Here is a 22,135-nt window from a genome sequence, read left to right on the forward strand (position 1 = left end):
ACTGAAAAATTCATTGCGCCAGTAGCGAATATCAAGGCGATTGATAGTTCAGTCGACGAACTTGAGGTCCGAAGGCGATTGCAGTGCCAGCGTCTGCACCACCTCGCCCAGCAGGCCGGTCTGCGCATCGCGCCGGATCACCACGATCTGGTTGCTCTGCTGGTTGCCGACCAGCACGTAGCCCCCGGTCGGGTCCAGGGTGAACTCGCGCGGGTGATCACCCTCCACCGAACGGCGCTGCACCTGGCGCAGGCTGCCATCCTGACGGTCGATGGCGAACACGATCAGTTCGTTGCGGGTGCCGCGGTTGCTCACGTACACGAAGCGCCCGTCGGCGGACACATGCACCGCGCTGGCCGCCTTGGCCGCGGCATCGGCCTGTTCGGTCAACGGCAGGATCTGGCGCTGGCTCAGGGTGCCGTCTTGGTAGTCGAACACCACCAGCTGTGCACTCATTTCCAGGGTCAGGTAGGCATGCTTGCCGTTTGGACCGAACGCCAGGTGACGCGGCCCGCTGCCCGGCGGCAGGACGACCGGGGTTGCCGCGCCCAGTGGCCGGGTCGGGGTCTGGGGCTGGTAGCGGTAGCCGATCACCTGGTCGGCGCCAAGGTCGCTGGCAAACAGGTATCGCCCGTCCGGGGACGGCACCACCGAATGCACATGCGGCCCGGCCTGGCGCTCGGGGTTCACCCCGCTGGCCACATGGCGCACCTGCTGCACCGACGCCGACAAACGGCCATCGGCGGCGACCGGCAACACGCTGAGGCTGCCGCCCGGCTCAGGCTTGACGCCGTAGTTGGCCACGAACAGATAACGCCCATCCAGGCTCAGGCTCGAGTGGGTCGGTTCGTCACCGTCGCTGGACACCTGGCTCGACAGGCTCAGTTCACCGCTGTCATGCGCCCGGGCAAAGCTGCTGACCTGGCCCTGGCCGTCACCGTTCTCGTTGACCGCGAACACGTTGCGCCGGTCCGGCGACAGCGTCAGCCAGGACGGGTTGCTGCTTCTGAGCACTTGCAGGGGCGTGAGGTCGAGCTGGCCGCGCTGGCTGTCGAAGCGGTAGCGGTAGATCCCGTCATGGGTGCCCACCAGCAGTTCATGGCCGTGGGCGTTGAGCGTCAGCGCCATGGCACTAGCGGTCAGCAGGGACATCAGCTGGCGTTTCATCGTCGTCCTCTTCAGAAGCGCGCAAGGCACTCATGCAGACTAGTTGATGCTCGCCCGTGTCGTCGCTGAGCTGCCAGTGCTCGCCGGCAAGCGTCGCGTTGCCGATCTGCTCGGGGCTGAACTGCCATTTCTTCAACGCACGGCCGTCCATCAATTCGATGCGCAGGCCCGTATCGTCGAAGGTGAAGTCGAATGCGTGCAGGCCATCGATCAACAGCATGTCGCAGGATTCAAGGGCTTGGGCAAGGGTGGTCATGGGGGGGTATCCCTGATTAAACACGCATGATACCCCAACCTTAAAAGCATCGCGGGTCAAGCCCGCTCCCACAAGGACCGCGGTAGTCATTGTGGGAGCGGGCTTGACCCGCGATGAAAACGACGCAGTGTGTCAGTGCGCGAAGATCGACTTGCTCTGGGTGCCCGCCATCTTCTCCGGCTTGATCAGGAAGCGTGCCAGCGCCGGCAACAGCCACAGCGCGCCGAACATGTTCCACAGCAGCATGAAGGTCAGCATCAGGCCCATGTCGGCCTGGAACTTGATAGCCGAGAAAATCCAGGTGCACACCCCGATCGCCAGGCACAACCCGGTGAACAGCACCGCCTTGCCGGTGGAGCGCAGCGTCTGGTAATAGGCCTCCTGCAACGGCAGGCCGGCGCGCAGGAAGCTCTCCAGGCGGCTGTAGATGTAGATCCCGTAGTCCACGCCGATGCCCACGCCCAGCGCCACCACCGGCAAGGTCGCGACCTTGACGCCGATGCCCATGAACGCCATCAGCGCGTTGCCCAGCACCGAGGTCAGCACCAGCGGCAGCACGATGCACAGGGTGGCAGCAAACGAGCGGAAGGTGATCATGCACATCACCGCCACGCACAGGTACACCAGGATCAGGATGGTCAGCTCGGCCGACCGGATCACCTCGTTGGTGGCCGCCTCGATCCCTGCGTTGCCCGCCGCCAGCAGGAACTCCAGGCCCTCCTGGTCATGCTCGGCAGCGAATGCCTTGACCGCATCCACCACGCGGTCGAGGGTCTCGGCCTTGTGGTCGTTGAGGAACACCAGCACCGGCGCCAGCGAACAGTCGGCGTTGTACAGGCCCTCGGCACGCGACACCGAGGTGTTGAGGATGTCCGGGTTGCGCGACAGGCTTTCCCATTTCAGGTTGCCCTCGTTCATGCCCTTGATCATCTGCTTGGACACGGTCACCAGCGAGATCGCCGACTGCACCCCGGGGGTGTTCTCCATCTTCCACATCAGCTCGTCGACCGGCGCCATGGTCTTGTACACCGAGCAGCCTTCGGTCGGGGTCTTGACCATCACCACCAGCACGTCGGAGCTGGTGGAGTAGTTGTCGATGATGAAGGCGTTGTCCTTGTTGTAGCGCGAATCCGGACGCAGCTCCGGCGCACCCTGGTCGAGGTCGCCGATCTTCAGGTTCTGGCTGTACCACAGGCCGCCACCGAACATCGCCAGCGCCAGCAGCACCGACACCGGCGCCACCTTGGGGCTGGCGAAGCTGGACAGCAGGCGCCAGAACGGATGCTCGCGGGTCGCATCCTTCTTGCTGCGTTCGATGGCCTTCTTGCTGATGCCCACATAGGAGATCGCCACCGGCAGCAGGATCAGGTTGGTGAACACGATCACCGCCACGCCGATCGAGGCACCGATGGCCAGTTCACGGATGACCCCGATGTCGATGATCAGCAAGGTGATGAAGCCCACCGCATCGGCCAGGATGGCGATCATGCCCGGCAGGAACAGCTGGCGGAAGGTACGCCGCGCCGCAGTCAGCGCGTTCTCGGCCTCGCTGGACTGCAAGGCGATGCCGTTGATCTTCTGCACCCCGTGGGAGATGCCGATGGCGAAGATCAGGAACGGCACCAGCATCGAATACGGGTCGAGCCCGAAGCCCACCGCGTGCATCAGCCCCAGTTGCCACACCACCGCCACCAGGGTGGTGATGAGCACGGCAATGGTGCTGCGGATGCACCAGGTGAACCAGTACAGCAGCACCCAGGTGATCACCAGGGCGATGCCGAAGAACATCACCACCATCATCAGGCCGTCGATCAGGTCGCCGACCTTCTTGGCAAAGCCCACGATGTGGATCTTGACGTTGGGGTTCTGCGCCTCGAACTTGTTGCGGATCAGGTCTTCGAGCTGGTGCGAGAACGCCTGGTAGTCGAGCTTGATCTGGCGCCCCGGGTCGTTGGGGTCGGGGTAGGATTCGAGCAGCGGCACATCGACGATGCTCGACTTGAAGTTGTTGGCCACCAGCCGGCCGACCTGACCGGACTTGAGCACGTTGTTGCGCAGTTGCTCCAGGCTGTCGGGCGAACCGTCGTAGGTCTGCGGGATCACCTCGCCACCGGCGAAGCCCTCCTCGGTCACCTCGGTCCAGCGCACGCTGGGGCTCCACAGCGACTTGAGCGCCGAACGATCGACGCCAGGAATGTAGAACACCTCGTCGTGGATCTGGCGCAGGGTCTCCATGTACGCCTTGCTGAAGATGTCACCGTCCTTGGCCTCCACCGAGATCCGCACGGTGTTGCCCAGGTTGGCCAGGTCGTTGCGGTGCTCGATCATGTTCTGGATGAACGGATGCTCCAGCGGGATCATCTTCTCGAAGCTGGTGGACGGGCGAATCAGCATGGCCTGCCAGAACAGGAACAGGCTCACCAGCACACAGATGCCGATCACCGCCGGGCGGTTGTTGAATATCAGGCGCTCGAGCAGGCTCGCCTTGTCCTGGTTGTGCTGCATGTTGAACGACTCCTGACTGCTCATGGTTGCGCCCTCGCGGCGCCGGTGGCGGTAGCCAGGCGTGCCCCGCCCTGGCCGACCAGGATCAGCTGCCCATCGGCCTGGCCGCTCACGCCCGAAAGGGCGATACGGTCGGGCCGGTTGAACACGCTGAAGCTCTGGCCGTCATCGGTGCTGCGCAACACGCTGCCGCCGTTGCCCACCAGCACCAGGCTGCCGTCTTCGAGTAGCGTAGCGCTTGCCAGGCCGAATTCGAGCGCACCGCGCTCGCCCTGGAGCGCGATGGCCTGCCAGGTGCTGCCGAAATCGCTGGAACGGTACAGGTTGCCGCGCAGGCCGTAGACCAGCAGGGTATCGGCGCGGGCGGTACCGATCGCTCCGAACAGCGAGCCCTCGTAGGGGCCGTCGAGGTGTTCCCATGTCTGCCCGGCATCGCGGGAGCGGAACATGCTGCCCTGCTCGCCCACGATGAACAGGCCCGCGCCCTTCACGGCAGCGATGCCATTGAGGTGGTACTGATCGGGGTTGTCGAGGCGCTCTGCGACGTCCTGCCAGTGCGCGCCGCCGTCGGTGGTTTCGAACAGGCTGCCATAGGCCCCCACGGCCAGCCCGTGCCGGGTGTCCTGGAACCAGACATCCAGCAGCGGGGATTCGCGGGACGGGTCTTCGAACTGTTTGCTCCAGGTGGCGCCGCCGTCGCTACTGGCGAGGATCTGCGCATCATGGCCCACTGCCCAGCCGTGCTTGGCATCGGCGAAGTACACGGCAGTGAGCAGTTGGCGGCTGGGGACGCGGGCCTGGGTCCAGCTCTGGCCCTGGTCGTCGGAGAAGAGGATATGCCCGCGTTCGCCCACCGCCACCAGGCGCGGCCCGGCCTTGGCGATGTCGATCAGCAGGCTGTGGGAGGCCTTGTTCGAGGTCTGTGAATACACCGTCTGCGGTGTCGGGCCGTCATCGGCAGCCCCGGCGGTTGCGGCGAACAGCCCCAGGCCCAGGCTCAGCAAGACGCTGGCCGTGAATACATTCATAGTCCTCTCCCACATTATTGTTATTCGGTGCTACTGGCGGGGCTGGAAGCGGCAATCTAGAGCCCCGCGAATGCTGGCCTCAAGCTAGCAGGCTTTGGAAATGGATGACAACGTACAACGCGTTATGTTTTGTTAAGCGCGGCCTCTGGGTCGTGGATGTCGCGTTGTCCGCCCGCACCTTCATCATAAAAAAGGGGGCTGCCCCGAAAAGGCCAGCCCCCTGTTCAACCTGCCCTCAACCTCAGGCCAGGCTCTTGCTCACCACCTCGAACACATCGCTGGACAGCCCGCCCGAGCCGCGGATGCGCTCCAGCTCGGCCTTCATCAGCGCCTGGCGCGCGGCATCGTACTTGCGCCAGCGGGTCAGCGGCGCCAGCTGGCGCGAGGCGATCTGCGGGTTGAAGCCGTTCAGTTCGATCACCAGGTCCGCCAGGAAGCGATAACCCGAGCCATCGGCCGCATGGAAGTTGACCAGGTTCTGCCCGGCGAACGCACCGATCAACGCGCGCACCTTGTTCGGGTTCTTCAGGGTGAACGCCGGGTGCTCCATCAACCCACGCACTCGCGCCAGGCCGCCCGGCAACGGGCTGCCCGCCTGCACGCTGAACCACTGGTCCATCACCAGCGGGTTGTCCTTGAAGTGCTCGGCAAAACTTTGCAGTGCCCTGGCGCGCTCGTCCTGGAACGGCGAATTGACCAGCACGGCCAGTGCGGTCAGGCGTTCGGTCATGTTGTCGCACGCCTCGAACTGCTCGAGCGTCGCCTCCAGCACCTGCGCCCGGCCCGTGAGCATCAGGTACGACAGCGCGATGTTCTGCAGGCTGCGCCGGGCAAAGTGCTCGGCCTCGGCCACATAGGCGGTTTCGCGCGAGACCGCACGGTTGGCCTGGTAGCGCGCCCACAGCCCGTCGAACAGTTGCTCGGCCAGTTGCTGGCGGGCAAAGTCGCGGGCCGCGTGAATCGCGTCCACATCGGCCACTTCGCTGATTTCGGTGAGGTAGGCCTCACTCGGCAGCGAGAGCATTTCGGCGACCATGGCCTGGTCGAGTGCCTCGTTGGCCAGCACGCTGCCCAGGGCAGTGACCAGGCGCTGATCGAGCACCAGGGCTTCACCGCGCTGATGCTGCGCGATCAGTTCCTGCAAGACCTGAACCGACAGTTGCTGGCCGGCTTCCCAGCGATTGAAGCCATCGCTGTCGTGCTGCATCAGGAACATGAGTTGGTCGCGGTCGTACGGGAAGCTCAGCTTGACCGGCGCACTGAAGCCGCGCAGCAGCGACGGCAACGGCCTGGCGGCCACGTCGACGAAGGTGAAGGTCTGCTCGGCCTCGGTCACCGACAGCACCCGCGTGGTCGCGCCCGCCTGCGTTTCGCCTTGCAGGCGCAGGGCAATGTCGTTGCCCTGGGCATCGAGCAGGCCCAGTTCGACCGGGATCACGAACGGCTGCTTCTCGACCTTGTCCGGGGTTGCCGGGCAGCTCTGGCTGAAGGTCAGACTGTAGGTCTGGGCAGCGGCGTCGTACGCCTCGCTGACGTTCAGGCGCGGCGTGCCGGCCTGGCTGTACCAGCGCTTGAACTGGGTCAGGTCGACGCCGTTGGCGTCTTCCATGGCCTTGATGAAGTCGTCGCAGGTCACGGCCTGGCCGTCATGGCGTTCGAAGTACAGGTCGCTGCCCTTGCGAAAGCCCTCGGCACCCAGCAGCGTGTGCACCATGCGCACCACTTCCGAGCCCTTCTCGTACACGGTCAGGGTGTAGAAGTTGGAAATCTCGATGAAGCTGTCCGGGCGCACGGCGTGGGCCATGGGGCCGGCGTCTTCGGCGAACTGGTGGGTACGCAGGTAGGCCACGTCCTCGATGCGCTTGACCGTGCGCGAGTTCATGTCGGCGCTGAACTCGGAATCGCGGAACACCGTGAAGCCTTCCTTGAGCGACAGCTGGAACCAGTCGCGGCAGGTCACGCGGTTGCCCGACCAGTTGTGGAAGTACTCGTGGGCCACCACCGCCTCGACCCGCTGGTGCGCGGCATCGGTGGCGGTCTCGGCACGCGCCAGCACGCAGCTGGAGTTGAAGATGTTGAGGCCCTTGTTCTCCATGGCGCCCATGTTGAAGTCGTTGACCGCCACGATCATGAAGATGTCCAGGTCGTATTCGCGGCCATACACCTCTTCGTCCCAGCGCATGGATTTCTTCAGGCTGACCATGGCGTGCTGGCACTTGTCGATGTTCTCCGGCTCGACATAGATGCGCAGGGTCACGTCGCGCCCCGACTGGCGGGTGAAGGTGTCTTCGACGCACCACAGGTCGCCGGCCACCAGTGCGAACAGGTAGGCCGGTTTCTTGAACGGGTCTTCCCAGGTGGCCCAGTGCCGACCGTCCTGCTGCGGCCCGCTGCCGATGGGGTTGCCGTTGGACAGCAGGACCGGGTAGCGATGCTGCTCGGCGATCACCGTGGTGGTGAAGGTGCTCATCACGTCCGGGCGGTCGAGGTAGTAGGTGATCTTGCGAAAGCCCTCGGCCTCGCACTGGGTGCAGAACATGCCGCCGGACTTGTACAGGCCCTCGAGCGCGGTGTTGGTCTCGGGGTGGATCTTCACGCTGGTGTCCAGGGTGAAGCGCTCGGCAGTGGGCTGCAGGGTCAGGTGGCTGTCGTCGAGCTGGTAGTCGTCAGCGCCCAGCGGCTGGTCGTCCAGCGCCACGCTGAGCAGTTCCAGCTGCTGGCCGTCGAGCACCAGCGCCGGCAGGCCGGCACCGCGCGCCGGGTTGCGGCGCATGACCAGCTGCGCGTGGACCAGGCTGTGGTCCTCGAACAGTTCGAAGGTCAGGTGCGTCTCGTCGATCAGGTACTCGGGTGCCTGATAGTCCTTGAGGTAGATCACTTGCGGCTGTTCGGTACGCATGTGGCGGTCCTTTTACTGATGCACGGCCAGCTGGTAGGCCGTGTACTTGCGAATATTGATCACGCCGGTATCGAAAATCAGGTACTGGCCCTTGATCCCCAGCAGGGTGCCTTCGGCGACAGGGTTCTTGTCCAGGTTGAAGCTCACGATCTTGCTCGGGTACGCCTCTACCGGGTAGCTGATTTCAATCGGCTCGACGTCGGTCAGCGGCTGGATCGCCTGCAGGCCGAAGCGGTCCTGCAGGCCCTTGAAACCTTCACTGCAGCTGTCGAACAACTGCTCGCGCACGGCCACCAGGTCGACCGCCTCGGCGTTGCCCTTGAGCAGTGCGCGCCAGTTGGTGCGGTCGGCCACCTGGCTGCGGAACAGGTCCTCGACCAGCCCGGACTGCTGCCGGGTGGCCACCCGCACGATCGGCAGGGCCTGGCTGGCGCCCTGGTCGAGCCAGCGCGTGGGCAGCTGGGTGGCGCGGGTGATGCCGACCTTGATACCCGACGAGTTGGCCAGGTACACCACGTGGTCGGTCATGCAGAACTGCTCGCCCCAGGCCGGGTCACGGCAGGTGCCGTGCTCGTAGTGGCAGCGCTCGGGGCTCATGATGCAGGTGTCGCATTGCGCCAGCCTGGTCATGCACGGGTAGCAGTAACCCTGGCTGAAGCTGGTCTTGGTCTTGCGCCCGCAGTGGGTACAGTGGATCGCGCCCAGGTATTCGAGACGCACGGTCTTGCCCAGCAGGGGGTTGACCGGCACTTCGACGTCGCCCAGGCGAAACGCGTATTGCACGACCGGCTGCTCGAGGCGCGCCGTCATCTTGCTGATGGAACCACGGCCGAGTTCGATCAATGGATCGCGTCCGACTTGAACAGGATGTTGGGCACCGGCGCGGACTTGGAGGCGCATTCCTGCGGGCCCATGTAGCCGGTACGCTGGTCTTCGGGCAGGTTCTGCATCTCCCAGGCGATCACGGCCTGCAACGACAGCTCCTTCTGCTCGGCGGTGAGCTTGCGCCCGTCGGACCATTTGCCGATTTCCACGGCCAGTTTCAGGCTGGCGTAGATCTCCGGGGTGATGTTTTCGATCATTTGCGCAAAAGTGGACATAGCGTCTCCAAAAATCAAGCTGACAGTTTACGCCGGGCCAGTGCCCCGCCCAAGAGCCCGCTGAGGCAGCCGACCAACAGCCCACCCACGTGGGCGGCGTTGGCGATCGCGCCGAAGCCGAGCAGGGTGATCAACCCCGACAGGCACAGCAGCAGCCATACCAGCATCATCACCAGCACGCCACGCGGCATGCGATACACCGGGTTCGGCGCCAGCCACTGGTACAGCCAGATGTGCCCGAGCAGGCCGTACAGCACCCCGGACAAGCCGCCGAACAGGCTGGGCCCGCCGAACACGAACTGCGCCATGTTCGACACCAGGCTGAACAGCAGGGTCAGCGACAGCAAGGCCAGGGTGCCCTGACGCAGCTCGATGCGCCGCCCCAGCTCCCAGTACCACAGGCCGTTCATGGCCAGGTGCAGGATGCCGAAGTGCACCAGCATCGGGCTGAACAAGCGCCACCACTGGCCTGCATCGAGGCTGGTCAGCAACGGGGTTAAATACAGGTAGTCGCCCTGCACGCGAAAATCCAGGAAGGTCAGCCAGCTCAAGGTGGCGAAGTTGTCGCCCAGGCCGGTCAGTGCCGCCACCACCACGCACAGCAGCAACACCGCTGCAGTGGCCTTGCTGGCCTTCGCCTGCGCGGCCAGGCTCGGGCGCGGTGGGGCCGGGGGCTGCGCCAGGGGCGGCAGTTGCACATCGGCATTGCCCTCCGGATAGCGCTGGTACAGCTGGCGAACATCTTCCACCAGGTAGTCGGCGGTCCACAGTACCTGCTCCTCGCCCTCCTCCGAGACCCGGTGCGGCACCTGCAGGCGCTTGAGCAGCTCGACAAAGCCGCTGAGGTCGACGCTCAGGGGCAGGCGCATCACCATTGCCGCACTCATTGACTGGCCTCCGGCCGTTCGACATCCACCCATACGAACTTGTGCGGGTCGATGCGGGTTTCATCATCCAGCCGATAGGCCACCAGCTTCCCGTAGAGCACCGCACTGTAGTCCAGGCACGCCAGGTTGGCGCGGATGGGTGCGGGCCGGCCGCTGCGCCAGTAATGGCCGACGAACAACAGCGGCTCGTCGTCACCGTAGCGCAGCAGCGCGTTCTTCTGGCTGCGACTGAGCGGCGCATTGGCCACTTCGGCCGGCAGCGCATCGGGCTGGAACACGATATCGCCGTAGGTCTGCGGGTCTTCCTCCCAGAACTTGGTGCGAAAGAATGCGCGAGTCAGGCCGTCGCCGCCGGTCAGGGTGAGGCCGTCGGGCAGGCGCATGTCGGTGCCGCGCAGCAGCCGGTTGCACACGGTGTGGGCAAAGCTGCCGCCCACGGCCGAGGCCTGCACGAAATGCTCGTCGATGCGCCCGTCCGGATGCTGCTGGCGCAGCGGCTCGATCAGGCGCGCGTCCCAGCAGGCATGTACCACGCGAAAGCGTCCGGCATCGATGAACAGCGGCAGCTCGTAGAACCAGCCGAGGAAGTCGTGCCAGTCGTGGGGGTGGTCGGCGAACTGGGTCAGTGTCTCTTCGATCAGCCGCGCATGGCGCGGGTTGTGCTCGCGCACGAACTGCTTGCCGCTGCCCGGCAGCGCCGGCGTGGTCCAGCCCAGTGCGCTGAATTCGTGGTTGCCCATGATGCAGTGGGCCTGACCGGCTTCGACCATGTCGTGCACGATGTGCAGGGCCTCGCGAATGCGCGGGCCGCGATCGATGATGTCGCCAAGGAAGATCGCCTGACGCTGCGCATGCCGCCACACCCCGCCCTGACGCTTGTACCCCATGGCGTCGAGCAGACGCTCCAGGGTGTGGGCACAGCCGTGGACATCGCCGATCAGGTCGTAACTGCGCGCGGGATCGAGCATCAGTCGCCTCCACCACCCAGACGGCTGCCCCAGCCGAGCTTGGTCCGGCAGACCTCGTAGTAGTTGTGGTCCAGCGGGTGGATCAGGCGCAGCTTCTGCGGCTTCTTGTTCACTGTAATGGTGTCGCCGGGGGCACAGGTGAAATGGTTCTGGCCATCGCACGAGACTTGCGGGTACAGCTGCAGGTCACGCGATACCACGATCTTCAGCTCGCTGTTGCCATCGACCACGATCGGGCGTCCCGAAAGCGTGTGCGGGTACATGGGCACGATCACGATGGCGTCGAGCTTGGGGTGCATGATCGGTCCGCCGGCCGACAGCGCGTAGGCGGTCGAGCCGGTCGGTGTGGCGACGATCAGGCCGTCGGCCTTCTGGCTGCACACGAACTGGCCGTCGATGTAGATCTCGAACTCGATCATGCGGTTGGACTTGCCAGGGTGCAGCACCACGTCGTTGAGCGCGTCGCCCTGGCCGATGGCCTCGCCGTGGCGGCGGACTTCGGCCTGCAGCAGGAAGCGGTTTTCCACCAGGTAGTGGCCGTCGAGCACTTCGGCCACCTTGACCTCCAGCTCGTCGGGGCGAATGTCGGTGAGAAACCCCAGGCTGCCGCGGTTGATGCCCAGTACCGGGATGTTGTGGCGCGCCAGTGCGCGGGCGGCGCCGAGCAGGCTGCCGTCGCCGCCGACCACGATGACCATGTCGCACACCTCGCCCAGCAGCTTGCGCGAAGAGGTCTGCAGGCCGTGGCCGGGCAGCACGTCGGCGATGGTGTCCTCGAGGATCACGTGCAGGTGCCGCTCGAGCAGGAATTTTTTCAGTCGGCGAATGGTATCGAGCACCTGCGAACTGCCAAGGCGGCCGATGATACCGATATTGCGAAATTGCTCCATGGGGCTCCTGCGGGGCACTGCGGCGTTGAATGGGCCGGTTGGCCAAAGCGTTGATTATGGGCGAAAGCGCCGGGCAGCGGCAAACGCCGCAGTTTTTTGCACAAGGCGCCGGGGCGGGCGGCTATGCTCGCAGGATGATGCCCTTTACCGACCTTTGCGACCTGCCCAACCGCCTGCGCCAGCCCCCGGTGCGGGACCTGGCGTGGGTAATCCTTGCGCCCCCCATGCTCGCAGTGACGCCCTGGCCGCAACGCCACCCGTTGGCCGGCAGCGACTGGATGGCCGCACCGGCGCTGCTGCGCGACTGGCTGCTGGCGCTGGACCACGACAGCCGTGACCTGCAGGCCTGGCTGGCACAGGCCGCCAGCCGGCGCCTGGGGTTGTACTACGAGCGGCTGTGGCAGTTCGCGTTGCGCCATGCTCCGGGGGTGGAGCTGCTGGCGGCCAACCTGCCGATCCGCGACGGCGGGCACACCCTGGGCGAGCTGGACATCCTGCTGCGTGACCGCGACGGGGTGCATCACCTGGAGCTGGCCATCAAGCTGTACCTGGGCCCGCAGCACGGTGACGGGCGTAACCCGGCGCAGTGGCTTGGGCCGGGCTGCCATGACCGGCTGGACCGCAAGCTGGCGCACCTGAACGACCATCAACTGCCGATTTCGGCGCGGACCGAGGGGCGCGAGGCGCTGGCGGCGCTGCACATAGACAGCTTCACGGCTCAGCTTTGGCTGGGCGGGTATCTGCTGTATCCATGGCCGGGGACGGCGCAGCCTCCGGCGGGTGCGCACCCGCAGCACTTGCGCGGGCGCTGGCTGCATCAGCGCGACTGGGCCCGGTTTGCGGCGCAGGCCGACCCCGGGCGCTGGCAGCCGTTGCCGCGCCAGGCATGGCTGGCGCCGGCGCGGTACACGCAGGAACAGGCCTGGGGCACGGAACAGTTCCAGGCCTGGCTGCAAGCGCTGGACCCGATGGCCCCCGCGCAGTTGCTGGTGCGGCTGGTGCCTGGGGATAGCGGGGATTGGGTAGAGGCTCAACGCTTGTTTCTGGTGGCCGATGCCTGGCCGAACCTGGCGGGTTAGCATGCACTGGCTGGGCCGGCCCCCACATGAACGTACGCCCCCGTGGGAGCCGGCCTTGCCGGCGAAGGGGCCAGCGCTGACAACATTCTGCTAACCTCGCCCACCCTCACCCAGCACCCGCACAAGGAACCCACCCGTGCCCGGCAATCTTCTCGCCCTGGCGCTCGCCGTCACCCTGGCCTGGCCCGCAAGTGCCAGCGCAGCGCCTGCCCCAGGTCTGGACCAGGACAACGACCTCGCCCTGCTGAGCGACAGCTTCTGGCGCCAGGCGACGCCCACCGACCTGGACACGTGGCTGGCCCCGCGCAGCCAACCCGGCGAGTATCCACCCGGTGTGGTCACCCGCAACACCACGGCCTTTCACCTCGCACTCGAAAACAACGCCTCGCTGGCCATGCTGCAACACCTGCGTGCCGCGCTACCGGCCATGGTCGGGCTCGGCGACTACCCCGAATCGCTGCTGTCCACGGCCATCAAGCACAACCACCCCACTGCCACCATCGAATGGCTGCTGGCCCAGGGCGCGCCGGTGGAAGCCGGCGACTACCACAACCCACGCCCGCTGCTGCTGGCCATCGCCCAGGGCGCCGATGCCTCGCTGATCGACGCCCTGGTCAAGGCCGGCGCCGACACCTCCTACTTCACGCGCAGCGACAGCAACATGGACGCCTTCGACGCCGCAGTGCTGACCGAGCACAGCGCCACGCGCCGGGCCGTCGCCCGCCATCTGCCACTGCCCGAGGCCGGCAGCGAAACCATGGAAGCGATCCTGGTCGAGCTTTCGCGCCAGGGTCGCGACGGGCCCGACGCCCCGCACGTGAGCTACGACATCCTCAGCGTGCTGCTCGAGCGCGGCATGAGCAGCACCGGCACCTACTGCGACCCGCACAAACCCTACTGCCTGGCCGACGACAGGAGCGACCTGATGGACCTGGCCATCCGTATCGAGGACCCGCAACTGGTCGACTACCTGCTCGGCAAGGGTCTGAAGGCCCGCTAGCACACTTTTTTGCCCCAGCGCAGGTGCAGGGCACGCGCAAGCGATTAGAGTTATCCGCACAGCGCCATCAAGAGCGCGGCCATTGACCTGATTGACCGATATGAGGAACCACCATGACCCTGACCAATACGCAGGCACGCTACGGCAGCCTGTCGATCGCCCTGCACTGGCTGATGCTGATTCTGCTGGCGGTGGTATACGCCTGCATCGAACTGCGCGGCATCTTCCCCAAGGACAGCGCCGAGCGCGACCTGATGAAAAGCCTGCACTTCATGCTCGGCCTGAGCGTGTTCGTGCTGGTATGGCTGCGCCTGATCCTGAAGGTCACCCACCCCACCCCGCGCATCGAACCCAAGCCGCCGGCCTGGCAGACGGGCCTGGCGCACCTGATGCACTGGGCGCTTTACGCCCTGATGATCGGCCTGCCGCTGGCCGGCTGGGTGATCCTCAGCGCGGCTGGCAAGCCGATCCCGTTCTTCGGCCTGGAGTTGCCCGCCCTGGTAGCACCGGACACCGACCTGGCCAAGTTCGTCAAGGGCTGGCACGAGTGGTTCGGCGCACTGGGCTACTGGCTGATCGGCCTGCATGCACTGGCCGGCCTCTATCATCACTACGTGGTCCGCGATAACACCCTGCTGCGCATGCTGCCGCAAAAAGGTGACTGACTAGGCGAACCCGCGGCGGCCCTGCAAGCCGCCGGTGTGAACGAAGATCAGCCGCGTGCCGGCCACGAACGCGCCAGCCAGCACACGCTCCTGCAGGGCCAACAACGCCTTGCCGGTGTACAGCGGTTCCAGTGGCAGGCCCGATTCGGCCTCGCTGGCCTGGATGAATGCCAGCAAGGCCGGGTCGACCTTGGCAAAGCCGCCCCGGCTGGCGTCGTGCAGGCGGTAAGTGTCCGGCGCCAGCACCTCGACCTCGCCTTCCACCCCATGCCCCGGCGGCACGGCCAGCGCGCCGTGCACCGGGTGGTCGCCCGCTTCGGCCTGGGCCAGCCCCACCAGCGTGGTACCGCTGCCCACCGCCAGCCACCAGGCGTCGTAATCGGCCCAGCCCACGGCCGCCAGCTGCGCCCGCGCCTGGGTCACGATCTGTGCGCAGCCTTCGGTGCCCAGTGGCCCCGCGCCGCCTTCGGGCACGCAATGCCATGCCGGGTAGAGGGCTTGCCAGGGCTGCCAGAAATCCGCCTGATGCCGCGCCCTGTATCCGGCGTACCCCAGCCAGTGCAGGTGCATGCCCAGTGCTTGCAGGTCGTGCACGGTGGGGTTGCTGTGCGGGTGCCCACGCAACAGCCCGGCCGTGGCAAAGCCGAAGCGCTTGCCGGCCGCCGCCAGGGCATGCAGGTGGTTGGAATAGGCGCCGCCCAGGCTGATCACCCCCGGGGCACCACGGGCATGGGCAAGGCGCAGGTGCCCCTGCAGCTTGAACCATTTGTTGCCGCTGATCAGCGGGTCGATAAGGTCCAGACGCAGCACTGCCACCTCGACCCCGGCGCGCGCCAGCCAGCCTAGGGCCAGCGGTTGCAGGGGTGCCAGTGGCAGGTCATCGAAAGCGGCAGACATCGAACAGGCTCGGCAGGACGGGAGCGCGCAGTCTACCAGCGCACCCCCGCCACCGCTTTACAGCTCGGCCGCCAGGCGTGAACCCTGGTTGATCGCGCGCTTGGCGTCCAGCTCGGCGGCGACGTCCGCGCCGCCGATCAGGTGTACCGACTGCCCGGCGGCCAGCAGGCCATCCTGCAGCTCGCGCAGCGGGTCCTGGCCGGCGCAGATCACCACGTTGTCCACCGCCAGTACCTGCGGCTCGCCTTCGGCGATACGGATATGCAGGCCGGCGTCGTCGATCTTCAGGTAGTCGACGCTGTTGAGCATCTGCACCCGCTTGTTCTTCAGGCCTGTGCGGTGGATCCAGCCGGTGGTCTTGCCCAGCCCGTCGCCAACCTTGGTCTTCTTGCGCTGCAACAGGTACACCTGGCGCGCCGGAGCATGGGGCTCGGCCTGGATGCCCGCCACGCCGCCGCGCGCTTCGAGCCGGGTGTCGATGCCCCACTCCCTCCAGAACGCCTCGCGGTCCTGGCTGGTGGCAACGCCCTGGTGCACCAGGAACTCCGACACATCGAAGCCGATGCCGCCGGCACCGATCACCGCGACCTTCTGCCCCACCGGCTTGCGCGCCAGCAGCACGTCCAGGTAGCTCAGCACCTTGGCGTGATCGATACCGTCGATGGCCGGCAGGCGAGGCGCGATGCCGGTCGCAAGGATGATCTCGTCGTAGCCGCCCTCCACCAGTTGCTCGACATTGACGCGGGTGTTCAGACACAGCTCCACGCCGGTGGTCTGCAGCTTGCGCTTGAAGTAGCGCAGGGTCTCGAAGAACTCCTCCTTGCCCGGCACGCGCTTGGCCACGTTGAACTGCCCGCCGATCTCGCTGGCCGAGTCGAACAGGGTCACCTGGTGGCCACGCTCGGCGGCCACGGTAGCGGCGGCCAGGCCGGCCGGGCCGGCGCCGACCACGGCAATGCGCTTGGGCTGGGCCACCGGCAGGTAGTTGAGTTCGGTTTCATGGCAGGCCCGCGGGTTGACCAGGCAACTGGTCAGCTTGCCGCCGAAGGTGTGGTCAAGGCAGGCCTGGTTGCAGCCGATGCAGGTGTTGATCTCGTCGCCGCGCCCGGCGGCGGCCTTGTTGACGAAGTCCGGGTCGGCCAGGAACGGGCGTGCCATCGACACCATGTCGGCGTCGCCTTCGGCAAGGATCTGCTCGGCGACTTCCGGGGTGTTGATGCGGTTGGTGGTGATCAGCGGGATCTGCACCGCGCCACGCAACTTGGCGGTGACCTTGCTGAACGCAGCACGCGGCACCTTGGTGGCGATGGTCGGGATACGCGCCTCGTGCCAACCGATGCCGGTGTTGATCAGCGTGGCGCCGGCCTGCTCGATGGCCTGGGCCAGCTGCACGATCTCCTGCCAGTTGCTGCCGCCTTCCACCAGGTCGAGCATCGACAGGCGGAAGATGATGATGAAGTTCGGGCCGACCGCTTCTCGCACCCGGCGCACGATCTCCACGGCCAGGCGCATGCGGTTCTCGTAGCTGCCCCCCCAGCGGTCGGTGCGATGGTTGGTGTGGGCGGCCAGGAACTGGTTGATGAAGTAGCCTTCGGACCCCATGATCTCGACGCCGTCGTACTCGGCGCTCTGGGCCAGCGTGGCGCAGGTGACGAAGTCCTGGATCTGCTTCTCGATGCCCTCTTCGTCCAGCTCGCGGGGCTTGAACGGGTTGATCGGCGCCTGGATCGCGCTGGGGGCCACCTGCTTGGGGCTGTAGGCGTAGCGCCCGGCGTGGAGGATCTGCATGCAGATCTTGCCGCCGGCCTCGTGCACCGCCTGGGTAACGATACGGTGCTTCTGCGCTTCTTCGGCCGTTGTCAGCTTGGCCGCGCCGGAGTATACCCCGCCCTCTTCGTTGGGCCCGATGCCGCCGGTGACCATCAGGCCGACGCCACCACGGGCGCGCTCGGCAAAGTATGCCGCCATGCGCTCGAAACCGCCGGGTTTCTCCTCCAGGCCGGTGTGCATCGAGCCCATCAGGGTGCGGTTGCGCAGGGTGGTGAAGCCCAGGTCCAGCGGGGCAAGCAGGTGCGGGTATTGAGCGGCGGTCATGGTGAACTCCACAGCGAACTGATCACGGAATGCGGGCGCCTCGCTGCGTGCAGCGGGGCCCGTCGGTTATCTGTGAGGGACAGTAATGCGCCTGGAAGTGAGGCTCAATGACCGAAAGTTACAAGTTAATGACCGTAACTGACAGTGCGTGAGGCGCTGACCTGTTCACTGATGCAGGCAGCGTTCGGCCAGTTGCCGAGCCTGATCGTGGGTGATGCCGGTGTTTTGCTGCAGGGCGAGCGGGTGATCGCCCGCGTCCACGAACACCAGCGGGCGGTCGCCCAGGGCCTGGGTCTGCAGCGTAGCCTTGAGGTTGAGGGTCGAAACCTCATAGGGGAACTCGCTTTGCACACGTGCCGCATACGGTGGTTCGCGCTCGCGACCTGGGGTTTCCCACAGTTCGCTGGTGCGGTAGAAATCCGCCTCGCTGACCGTCACCCAGGTCAGCCACACGAACGGCTCGGGTGAGCCGATGATCGGGATTTCCAGGCGTCCGAGCACGAAGTGGTGGGTGTCATCGATGATGCACTGATCGCTGGACAGTGGCGCACGCTGCTCGCGCTCTGCCTGCGGCAGGTCATACCAGGCGGCAGGGGCTGGCGCGCCGAAGGTGGTGGGCAACTCGTCGTGATACTCGCCACAGGTGGCGCAATGGAAGCCTCGCATGGTGGGTGCTCCTTGACACTTAAGGCCGGATCAAGCCGCGCGGCGCGCAAACGGCAGCGTCATGTTACAGGCCCAGCAGTGCCTTGAGCGCAGGCATTACCCACTGGGGGTGATCCTCGTGCGGCGAATGCCCGGTAAACGGGATGTTCAGCAGTTGCGCATTCGCCACCCGATCGGCCAGCTCGCAGGCGTTGGCCCGCGTTACCAGGCGGTCTTGATCGCCATGAATCACCAGCAAATCGGCGGTGATGCCGCACACCGTTTCATTCGGGTAGCCTTGCTCGCCTGAATCCAGCCACAGCTCGCGCAACGCCACGGCCAGGCGGTCGAAATCGGGTTCGGGGTTCAACTGCAGGTAGCGCTCGTAGCTGTGCGGGAACAGCTCACGCCAGCGCGCGCCGGTCACGCGGCTGTACATGCCGCGCACGGGATCATCCGCTTTCAGTTGCCAGTGGGCACCGATCGTCACCAGTTTGTCGATGCCAGCACTCCCGGCAGCCGCGATGCGCAGCGCTGCAATGCCGCCATCGCTGTGGCCGACGAGGCTGAAGCGCTCAAGCCCCAACTGCCGGGCAACCGCCTCCACATCCAGTTGCAAGCGCTGGTAGGTCAGCGGCAGGTGCCCCAGGGTCGATTTGCCCTGGCCTCGGCTGTCGATGCCGATCAGGCGATAATGTTCGGCCAGGGCCGGCGTGATGGCATTGAAGGTTTCGATGTCGCCAAAGCCACCGTGCAGAAAAACCAGTGCCGGGCCCTGTGGGTTGCCTTGCTGTTCACAATAGAGGCGTGCCCCGGCAACTTCGACGTACTGGCCGTCCTGGTGAGTGAATGTCGTCATTTGAGGGTCCCTTGTTTGTGTCGCGGTGGCAATTGTCGGCGGCAGTTTAATGCGTTGCGCCTTCGACGCGGTACCCCCGATGCCCTCATTGCCAGGTATGAAGTCCTTTGCTTAACGCATCGTCCTGTCATTGATCGGAAAGACACATCCTTTGCTTTGGCCCCAAAGGGTCAGTACGAAAATAGCGACAATCATGAGTGCCCCGCCAAACACGCCAGAAAAAGTACTCATGTTGATGCCTTTTTTCGTGCAGCATTGGTTTGCGTAAATCACCGCATGGCACCGCTGAAACATGGCCCACCCACCAAACCAACCATCAACTACAAAGCACAGACTTAAAGCACAGTTCTCGGCGCCAAACACGCACCAGTAAAAGCACTTGCCGAGCCAACTTCAGCTCTTGTTTCCCCTTTCACTCACCCTAAATGAACCACTACATCAAGCGCACACCCCTGAGATCGTGCGTAAAACACCAGAGAAGCCAGCCCGACTCCTGCGGCTGCTCCGCCGTAAACAGTTGTAAGGACCACACACGAAAGCATCTTATTTTTAAATGAAAAAGCATGCCTATACATTTCCAAAAGCCCTGCAAAGGTATTCATATTTATGCCATTACGCTTGCAGTATGCATTTGCATAAAAAACCGTTACAAAAACCACCCCAAACAAAAACCAGAAAATTATTTCTATCAATAGAGCCATCCAAAAGCACACAATACGCCCTCCATCTTTCAGTGGAATAATTACGGTAGAAAACAGAGGTGCGCTCCGGCAACTTCGACGTACTGGCATTCTTGGTGAGTGAATGTCGTCGTTTGAGGGTCCCTTGTTTGTGTCGCGGTGGCAATTGTCGGCGGCAGTTTAATGCGTTGCGCCTTCGACGCGGTACCCCTGATGCCCTCATTGCCATGTATGAAGTCCTTTGCTTAACGCATCGTCCTGTCATTGATCGGAAAGACACATCCCTTACTCTGCCCCCAAAGGGTCAGTACGAAAATAGCGACAATCATGAGTGCCCCGCCATAGGTTGCAGTCAACATGATGAATGACAGCTTTTTATGCTCAAACTTGAAAACCATCGCCCACATTTCAAACATGCCAGAAAAAGTGTTCATATTTACGCCTCTCTTTTTGCAAAATTGATTTGCATAAATCACCGCCGCCGCCATTGAAACACCACAAAAAGCAAACAAGGAAATTCTGAAAAACTGAATCGTGTCGCACATAACTCACCTAGAGTAATGGGGCTGGTACATCACGACAGACAAAACATTCTCGTTTTTCGCCTTACACTGCGCCCCCACGACAGTGCGAACTCGCCAAGCTGGGGCCCCCAATATGAAAAGCCATCCTAGTGGGCTGATACTGCAAAAAGCACGAAGTGATACAACGTGATAGTCATCACGAGCGGAAACATTTTCATCACCCTTGACGCTTAGCACAAAAAATAACCCGCAACCAAGCACACAGTGGAACCAAGCCTCGTCACAAAAATAGCATGCCGAATTACTTCAATAGGTGTGGGTGAATCCAGACCCGCGAGCAGTGCAAGTAAACAGAAAGCAAGATAGGCAATTACTACCATGGCAGCGAGAGCGAGCTTCACACCTAACAAAACGCGCGACTGACTCACCGCGACCTCATAATCAACTAAACAAACTGAATTATAAACCACCAGCCTTCACCAATGGCATGCTCAACTATCATAGAAACTTACCCCAAAAAAACTCTAACGCTTCGTAAGCATCCTCATCGTCATAGGCCTGAACCAGAAACTCAAGCACCTGCGCAACCGCCGCCTGCTTCGCGTCATCCATACATTTTATCTTATAAAGATCATCATCTCTGGCATACATCAGCAGCCTTGATGGCAGTTCCTTGGAAATTACATCACCTTCATCATATTGCTCACATGCGATAAAAAGGTAAGCTGGAAAATAATACCTCATCCCGACGGGGGCCATAAATGACAAACATGCAGATGCATCTCCAACATATTCATCTACCAATATATCTAGCGTAACATCCCACCAATTCCGACCCTTGAAAAAATCCCTGATCTGAAGGGGCTCAGGATAAGAAGACGCTACAATCTGAGAGGCCTCCGGCGGCGCTGTACACTTAAAAGCGAGTTTTATTTGTTCTCGAATTCTGCGCCGTTCCATTTTCATGGAATCTTCTTCTCGCATAGCGCTACACTCTCCCACGCTTTGATTGCTTCATCTCGGTGCTGTTTATCCCCAACAGCGAAATATCGATTATTTACAGCATTACGAGCTAACGCACACTCCAGATTCACCTCACGCTGAATTGAAGCTTGCACAGGATCGGTAACTCCCTTGCAAGTACGACGCCCGCTTTACAGGCCCTGTCAATATCTCGCACCCTGCTTACCGTATTTATCTATAATTAATTTTAAAATCACACCCATGGCTCTGCCCCCATATTGTCAACGCAAGAATAACGATACCTATAGCTGCCCCCCCATAGGCCGCAGTCAGCAGGAGGATGGACAGCTTCCTGCTCTCAAACTTAAAAACCTTGCCCCACACCTCTAACATACCTGAGAACGTATTCATGTTGATGCCATTTTTTTACTGTACGCGCTTGCATACAACACAGCAGAAACCAACAAAACCCAACAAATAACAAACAAAAAAATCCGAACGAACTGTATTACGCCGCACATAACCTACTACCTAAAAAACGTAACACCTGGGCCGGCAGGAGCTTTAACTTCAGGGCCACCCCTATAAACATAAAGCTCGGACTGGTTGAGGGTTGCCTAAAACAACCCTGAATCAACGCCATTCCTACTCCCACACCTACGTTGACTCCTTTGCATCAGGATCAGAAAACTCCAAACCACATGATGGCTTCCGGTCCATATGCTTAACGCATTGATCTGTCATTGATTGGAAAAATGCACCCCTGGCTCTGCCCCCACAAAGTTAACACGAGAATAATGACTGCTACGCACAGCCCCCCAAAGGCGGCTGTCAGCATCAATATCGACAGTTTTTTGTTTTCAAACCTAAAGACCATGCCCCACATTTCAAAAAGGCCTGAAAAGGTATTCATATTGATACCTTTTTTCTTGCAACAATGATTGGCATAAATGACGGATGCCGCCACAAACACCCCACCGAGGACAAATAAAAAAATACGGAAGAACTGCAATACATCACACATAAACC

Annotated in this window: 21 protein-coding genes; 3 read left to right on the plus strand and 18 right to left on the minus strand. The window is 63.0% G+C overall.

The features are described from left to right. Nucleotides 1-48 precede the first annotated feature (48 nt). The 10 genes from QMX96_RS19985 to QMX96_RS20030 form a co-directional block, all read right to left on the minus strand. Entirely contained in the window at nt 49-1,167 is a 1,119-nt protein-coding gene (locus QMX96_RS19985; RefSeq protein WP_282362274.1) for a lactonase family protein, read from the minus strand. Beyond that, nucleotides 1,133-1,423, minus strand: coding sequence for a DUF5629 family protein (locus QMX96_RS19990; RefSeq protein ID WP_058541348.1), 291 nt, complete (start codon nt 1,421-1,423; stop codon nt 1,133-1,135). The genes QMX96_RS19985 and QMX96_RS19990 overlap by 35 nt, the downstream gene beginning before the upstream one ends. A 132-nt stretch (nt 1,424-1,555) precedes the next feature. Then, entirely contained in the window at nt 1,556-3,952 is a 2,397-nt protein-coding gene (locus QMX96_RS19995) for an RND family transporter (RefSeq protein WP_043864634.1), read from the minus strand. Beyond that, the gene (locus tag QMX96_RS20000) at nt 3,949-4,956 is read right to left on the minus strand and encodes a YCF48-related protein (protein ID WP_236066272.1); all 1,008 of its coding nucleotides are present in this window, start codon (nt 4,954-4,956) and stop codon (nt 3,949-3,951) included. Before QMX96_RS20000 ends, QMX96_RS19995 begins: the two co-directional genes overlap by 4 nt. A 241-nt stretch (nt 4,957-5,197) precedes the next feature. Beyond that, nucleotides 5,198-7,855 (minus strand): aminopeptidase N, encoded by a 2,658-nt coding sequence (pepN, locus tag QMX96_RS20005; protein ID WP_210014550.1) that lies wholly within the window; start codon nt 7,853-7,855, stop codon nt 5,198-5,200. Between the two features lie 12 nt (nt 7,856-7,867). After that, on the minus strand, nt 7,868-8,698 hold the full coding sequence (locus QMX96_RS20010; protein WP_043864637.1) for a DUF2797 domain-containing protein: 831 nt from the start codon (nt 8,696-8,698) through the stop codon (nt 7,868-7,870). Continuing rightward, complete coding sequence (locus QMX96_RS20015; protein WP_054916681.1) at nt 8,695-8,955, minus strand: DUF1315 family protein; 261 nt, start codon at nt 8,953-8,955, stop codon at nt 8,695-8,697. The genes QMX96_RS20010 and QMX96_RS20015 overlap by 4 nt, the downstream gene beginning before the upstream one ends. Before the next feature lie 14 nt (nt 8,956-8,969). After that, nucleotides 8,970-9,842: a rhomboid family intramembrane serine protease gene (locus QMX96_RS20020; RefSeq protein ID WP_282362276.1), complete on the minus strand. Its 873-nt coding sequence runs from the start codon at nt 9,840-9,842 to the stop codon at nt 8,970-8,972. Further along, complete coding sequence (locus tag QMX96_RS20025) at nt 9,839-10,813, minus strand: metallophosphoesterase (RefSeq protein WP_210014565.1); 975 nt, start codon at nt 10,811-10,813, stop codon at nt 9,839-9,841. The genes QMX96_RS20020 and QMX96_RS20025 overlap by 4 nt, the downstream gene beginning before the upstream one ends. Further along, nucleotides 10,810-11,700 carry an NAD(+) kinase gene (locus QMX96_RS20030; protein WP_043864641.1) on the minus strand — a complete coding sequence of 297 codons (891 nt, stop codon included), beginning with the start codon at nt 11,698-11,700 and terminating at the stop codon, nt 10,810-10,812. Before QMX96_RS20030 ends, QMX96_RS20025 begins: the two co-directional genes overlap by 4 nt. A gap of 134 nt (nt 11,701-11,834) precedes the next feature. Here QMX96_RS20030 and QMX96_RS20035 point away from each other — a divergent pair, with 134 nt between their 5' ends. From QMX96_RS20035 to cybB, 3 genes are all read left to right on the plus strand, one after another. Beyond that, nucleotides 11,835-12,779, plus strand: coding sequence for a DUF1853 family protein (locus QMX96_RS20035; protein WP_282362282.1), 945 nt, complete (start codon nt 11,835-11,837; stop codon nt 12,777-12,779). Between the two features lie 136 nt (nt 12,780-12,915). Next, nucleotides 12,916-13,779 (plus strand): hypothetical protein, encoded by an 864-nt coding sequence (locus QMX96_RS20040; protein WP_058541352.1) that lies wholly within the window; start codon nt 12,916-12,918, stop codon nt 13,777-13,779. 113 nt (nt 13,780-13,892) lie between these two features. Further along, on the plus strand, nt 13,893-14,444 hold the full coding sequence (gene cybB, locus QMX96_RS20045) for a cytochrome b561 (RefSeq protein WP_058541353.1): 552 nt from the start codon (nt 13,893-13,895) through the stop codon (nt 14,442-14,444). Here cybB and QMX96_RS20050 read toward each other — a convergent pair whose 3' ends face one another. From QMX96_RS20050 to QMX96_RS20085, 8 genes are all read right to left on the minus strand, one after another. Next, nucleotides 14,445-15,341: a pyridoxal-phosphate dependent enzyme gene (locus QMX96_RS20050; protein ID WP_282362277.1), complete on the minus strand. Its 897-nt coding sequence runs from the start codon at nt 15,339-15,341 to the stop codon at nt 14,445-14,447. A gap of 57 nt (nt 15,342-15,398) precedes the next feature. Further along, nucleotides 15,399-17,435: an NADPH-dependent 2,4-dienoyl-CoA reductase gene (locus QMX96_RS20055; protein ID WP_054916686.1), complete on the minus strand. Its 2,037-nt coding sequence runs from the start codon at nt 17,433-17,435 to the stop codon at nt 15,399-15,401. A gap of 165 nt (nt 17,436-17,600) precedes the next feature. After that, nucleotides 17,601-18,101, minus strand: a complete 501-nt coding sequence (locus QMX96_RS20060) for a DUF2199 domain-containing protein (RefSeq protein ID WP_054916687.1) — start codon at nt 18,099-18,101, stop codon at nt 17,601-17,603. 64 nt (nt 18,102-18,165) lie between these two features. After that, complete coding sequence (locus tag QMX96_RS20065) at nt 18,166-18,939, minus strand: alpha/beta hydrolase (protein WP_054916688.1); 774 nt, start codon at nt 18,937-18,939, stop codon at nt 18,166-18,168. Between the two features lie 416 nt (nt 18,940-19,355). Next, complete coding sequence (locus QMX96_RS20070; RefSeq protein WP_152644152.1) at nt 19,356-19,640, minus strand: hypothetical protein; 285 nt, start codon at nt 19,638-19,640, stop codon at nt 19,356-19,358. Nucleotides 19,641-19,864: 224 nt separating this feature from the next. Then, the gene (locus tag QMX96_RS20075) at nt 19,865-20,164 is read right to left on the minus strand and encodes a hypothetical protein (protein WP_146095027.1); all 300 of its coding nucleotides are present in this window, start codon (nt 20,162-20,164) and stop codon (nt 19,865-19,867) included. Nucleotides 20,165-20,641: 477 nt separating this feature from the next. Then, nucleotides 20,642-21,109, minus strand: coding sequence for a DUF6714 family protein (locus QMX96_RS20080; protein WP_282362279.1), 468 nt, complete (start codon nt 21,107-21,109; stop codon nt 20,642-20,644). A gap of 721 nt (nt 21,110-21,830) precedes the next feature. Further along, entirely contained in the window at nt 21,831-22,130 is a 300-nt protein-coding gene (locus QMX96_RS20085; protein ID WP_146095030.1) for a hypothetical protein, read from the minus strand. Between the last annotated feature and the right edge of the window lie 5 nt (nt 22,131-22,135).

Source organism: Pseudomonas sp. PS01300, from assembly GCF_029960155.1.
GTDB classification, from domain to species: domain Bacteria; phylum Pseudomonadota; class Gammaproteobacteria; order Pseudomonadales; family Pseudomonadaceae; genus Aquipseudomonas; species Aquipseudomonas palmensis.